This window comes from Dolichospermum sp. LEGE 00246 (assembly GCF_015207865.1).
Classification (GTDB): domain Bacteria; phylum Cyanobacteriota; class Cyanobacteriia; order Cyanobacteriales; family Nostocaceae; genus Dolichospermum; species Dolichospermum heterosporum.
On the sequence record NZ_JADEWA010000471.1, the window covers coordinates 1 to 4,181 of the forward strand.

Below are 4,181 nucleotides of genomic sequence, written 5' to 3' on the forward strand. Positions count from 1 at the left end.
GCCCCCTACCCCCTGCCCCCTCCTCACACAATGTTATTAAAACCTTCGTTCCCGAAAATGCGTTGGCAATTCTGGCTTAAACCCTGGCAACAAATGGATGGGCTACTATTTATCCTCCCCGTTGCTGTTAGTATGTTCGGGGGGCTAATGATTCTGAGTACAGAATTAAAGCAACCTGTAACTGACTGGTGGTGGCACTGGCTGATAGCGGCGATTGGTTCAACTATTGCCTTGTTTTTAGCTCGTTGCCGTTATGAAAACTTAATGCAGTGGCATTGGTTCACCTACGGGCTGACCAACTTTAGTTTAATAGCTGTGATGCTCGCTGGTACTAGTGCCAAAGGCGCACAGCGTTGGATTAGTATTGCTGGTTTTAATGTCCAACCCTCAGAATTTGCCAAAATAGGGCTAATCATTACCTTAGCTGCGTTGTTACATAAGCAAACTGCTTCTACTATTGAGAATGTTTTCCGTGTCTTGGCAATTACGGCTGTACCTTGGGCATTGGTATTTTTACAGCCAGACTTGGCAACATCACTGGTATTTGGAGCAATATTTTTAGGAATGCTGTACTGGGCAAACGCTAACCCCGGCTGGTTAATACTCATGATTTCTCCGGTCATAGCAGCAATCTTATTTAGTATGTCTTGGCCATTATCAACACCCATAGTTTTATCTAAAGAAATATCATTGAGTGTATTGGGTTTAATATGGGCAGTAGCGATGGGGATAGTTGGTTGGGTTAGTCTGCCCTGGAAGCGTTTTGGTATTGGTGCTATTGGATCATTATGTCTTAATCTGCTTGGTGGCGAATTAGGCATTTTTGCCTGGAATCATATCTTAAAGGAGTATCAAAAAAACCGACTTAGTGTATTTATTAACCCTGAACATGATCCTCTTGGTGCTGGTTATCACCTGATTCAATCTCGCATTGCTATTGGTGCTGGTGAAGTTTGGGGTTGGGGTTTGTTTAAAGGTCCCATGACTCAACTCAATTTCGTTCCTGAACAACACACAGATTTTATTTTCTCCGCTGTTGCTGAAGAATTTGGTCTGGTGGGGTGCTTAATTTTACTATCAGTTTTTTGCTTGATTTGCTTTCGGTTGCTTCACGTAGCTCAAACAGCCAAAGATAACTTCGGTTCACTTTTAGCTATAGGTGTTTTGTCTATGATTGTGTTTCAACTGATTGTGAATGTTGGTATGACAGTTGGTTTGGCACCAGTGGCGGGGATTCCCCTACCTTGGATGAGTTATGGACGTTCAGCAATGCTGACTAACTTTATTGCGATCGGTATAGTAGAATCTGTAGCTAATTATCGTCAGCGCCAGAAGTATTATTAGGGAATAGGTGACAGGTGACAGGTGACAGTAAAAATAAGGCAAGAAGATAATAAATATTTCCCTGTTCCCTGTTCCCCGTTCCCCGTTCCCCGTTCCCTAATAAGCATTAAGCTATTAAAGGGAATAGGTGACAGGTGACAGGTGACAGGTGACAGTAAAAATAAGGCAAGAAGATAATAAATATTTCCCTGTTCCCTGTTCCCCGTTCCCCGTTCCCCGTTCCCTAATAAGCATTAAGCTATTAATAGGAAACTATTGAAGGTAAATAAGATGATCCTGCCTGGAGCAACTGTTCGCATCAAAAATCCCGCAGATACATATTATCGGTCTGAAGGACTTGTCCAACGAGTGAGTGATGGTAAAGTAGCTGTATTATTTGAAGGTGGTAATTGGGATAAAATAATTACTTTCCGCTTAACAGAATTAGAACCTGTTGAAACTACAGTTCCGAAAAAAGGGAAATAGTAATTTAGTCTTTAGTCATTAGTCAGTGGTTATTAGTTATTTACTAAGACTATTGACTAATGGCAATTTTAAAAAAATTCTGCAATTCCTATAAGTAATGCGACAGAATTAATTACACAAATGATTTTGCTGTTCCCTGTTCCCTGTTCCCTGTTCCCTGTTCCCTGTTCCCTGTTCCCTGTTCCCTATTCCCTATTCCCTGTTCCTTAACTGCTTATGCGTCTACCTTTACCACAGTTTGCTATTGAAAATCGCCATTCTCATCACTTTGCAGAGATAATTGAAACGACAAGTACGGAATTTTTGGCTCAGTGTTTAGAACCAGAAGACTTGAGTTTTCCACCAATGCCACCTTTTGGGAGTTGGGTTTGCGCTGTGGACGAAGAATCTGGTAATCAAGTTTATGCTGTAGTTTATCATGCCACAACTATGCCTATTGATTCTGTACATCGGGCAGTTGCTTTGGGATTATCTTTAGAAGCTTTGCGCGAGGAACAACCCCAGATATTTTCTATGCTCAAAACTGAATTTCGAGCGGCGATTGTGGGATTTAAGGAAAAGTCTATAAATATAGGTAATAACGGCAGGGTATATCAATACTTACCACCCCGTCCACCACAAATCCACCAGGCTGTTAATCATTGTCAGGCAGAAGAAATTATTCAGTTTACGGAAGAACTAGATTTTTTACGAACATTAATTTTTATTAGTGGTGCGCCTGTAGATTCTTTAGCTGCCGCCGCTATTCGAGGAGTATACCAGTTACGAAAAACTGATCGAGAATGGTTGATTAAAGCTGGAAGACATCTGAGTATGTTACTCAAAGATGATTATGATCGGTTGCGGTTTATTTTGAGCCAAATTCACCCTTAACCATAGAGTATTACTATTTTGGAGATGTCTAATGTAAAATATGACAGTTGTATTAGATGCTGTGAATGTGATTGAGCGTTATACCTTGCCCGAAATGGGCGATTTGTGGAGTGAAACCTATAAGCTGAAAACCTGGCTAGATGTAGAGATCGCGGTTTGCGAAGCACAGGCAGAACTGGGTTATATTCCAGCAGCAGCAGTAGAGGAAATTAAGGCTAAGGCGAATTTTGACCCGAAACGGGTGCTGGAAATTGAGGCAGAAGTTCGTCATGATGTGATTGCTTTCTTGACAAATGTTAATGAATATGTAGGTGATGCAGGACGCTATATTCACTTGGGTTTAACTAGTTCTGATGTTTTGGATACTGCTTTATCGCTACAATTAGTTGCTAGTCTGGATCTGTTGTTAAAACGCCTAGAAGATGTCATTGATGCTATTCGTAAAAAAGCTACTGCACATCGCAATACGGTAATGATTGGGCGATCGCATGGTATTCACGCTGAACCTATTACCTTTGGTTTTAAGTTAGCTGGTTGGTTAGCGGAAGTGTTGCGACACCAAGAACGGTTGCAAATTCTCAAAAAAACGATCGCTGTCGGTAAAATATCAGGTGCAGTGGGGACTTACGCCAACATTGAACCCCGTGTAGAAGCGATCGCTTGTGCAAAACTGGGACTTAAACCCGATATTGCCTCCACTCAGGTAATTTCCCGTGATATTCATGCAGACTTTGTGCAACAGTTAGCATTACTGGCTGCATCCATAGAACGTTTTGCTGTAGAAATTCGTAACCTGCAAAAAACAGACGTTTTAGAAGTTGAAGAATTTTTCGCCAAAGGGCAAAAAGGCTCTAGTGCTATGCCTCACAAGCGTAATCCCATCCGTTCGGAACGATTAACAGGGATGGCACGATTGGTGAGAAGTCATGCAGGGGCAGTATTAGAAAACGTCGCTTTGTGGCACGAACGGGATATTTCCCACAGTTCTGTAGAACGGGTAGTTTTACCAGATGCTTGCATTTTGACTCATTTTATGATGCATGAAATCACCCAACTGGTAAATAACCTGTTGGTTTATCCCGAAAATATGGCACGAAATCTTAACTGTTATGGTGGAGTCGTCTTTAGTCAAAGGGTATTATTAACCTTAATAGATAAAGGACTAAATCGAGAAGCAGCCTATACTATAGTCCAAGAAAGCGCCCATACTGCCTGGAACAAACCAGAAGGCAACTTCCGTGATTTAATCAGCACAGATCCTCGCGTCACTCAAAACTTATCCCCAGCAGAAATAGAAGCCTGTTTTGATCCACAACATCATCTCAAGCATTTAGAACAGGTTTATCAACGATTGGGTATTTAGAACTGTAATTGGGGGTAGAAGCAGCTTGATAATTTCTACCCATAACTATCCATATATTACTGTTTGTCCAAGTCTTCAAGAAGTTGATCAACAAAATCCCTCAACCGTTGCTGCCAATCAGGGACGGTTTTAATTT

The 4,181-nt window shown here is 41.4% G+C and carries 4 protein-coding genes; all 4 read left to right on the forward strand.

The window, feature by feature from the left end; all coding sequences use genetic code 11:
* Nucleotides 1–30: 30 nt before the first annotated feature.
* The 4 genes from rodA (at nucleotide 31) to purB (ending at nucleotide 4,045) form a co-directional block, all read left to right on the forward strand.
* On the forward strand, nucleotides 31–1,344 hold the full coding sequence (rodA, locus tag IQ228_RS22350) for a rod shape-determining protein RodA (protein WP_027402659.1): 1,314 nt from the start codon (nucleotides 31–33) through the stop codon (nucleotides 1,342–1,344).
* A 270-nt stretch (nucleotides 1,345–1,614) separates the two neighbouring features.
* The gene (locus IQ228_RS22355) at nucleotides 1,615–1,809 is read left to right on the forward strand and encodes an NAD(P)H dehydrogenase subunit NdhS (protein ID WP_168465388.1); all 195 of its coding nucleotides are present in this window, start codon (nucleotides 1,615–1,617) and stop codon (nucleotides 1,807–1,809) included.
* Between the two features lie 216 nt (nucleotides 1,810–2,025).
* On the forward strand, nucleotides 2,026–2,682 hold the full coding sequence (locus IQ228_RS22360) for a hypothetical protein (RefSeq protein WP_027402661.1): 657 nt from the start codon (nucleotides 2,026–2,028) through the stop codon (nucleotides 2,680–2,682).
* A gap of 67 nt (nucleotides 2,683–2,749) precedes the next feature.
* Nucleotides 2,750–4,045, forward strand: coding sequence for an adenylosuccinate lyase (purB, locus tag IQ228_RS22365; protein ID WP_027402662.1), 1,296 nt, complete (start codon nucleotides 2,750–2,752; stop codon nucleotides 4,043–4,045).
* Nucleotides 4,046–4,181 lie beyond the last annotated feature (136 nt).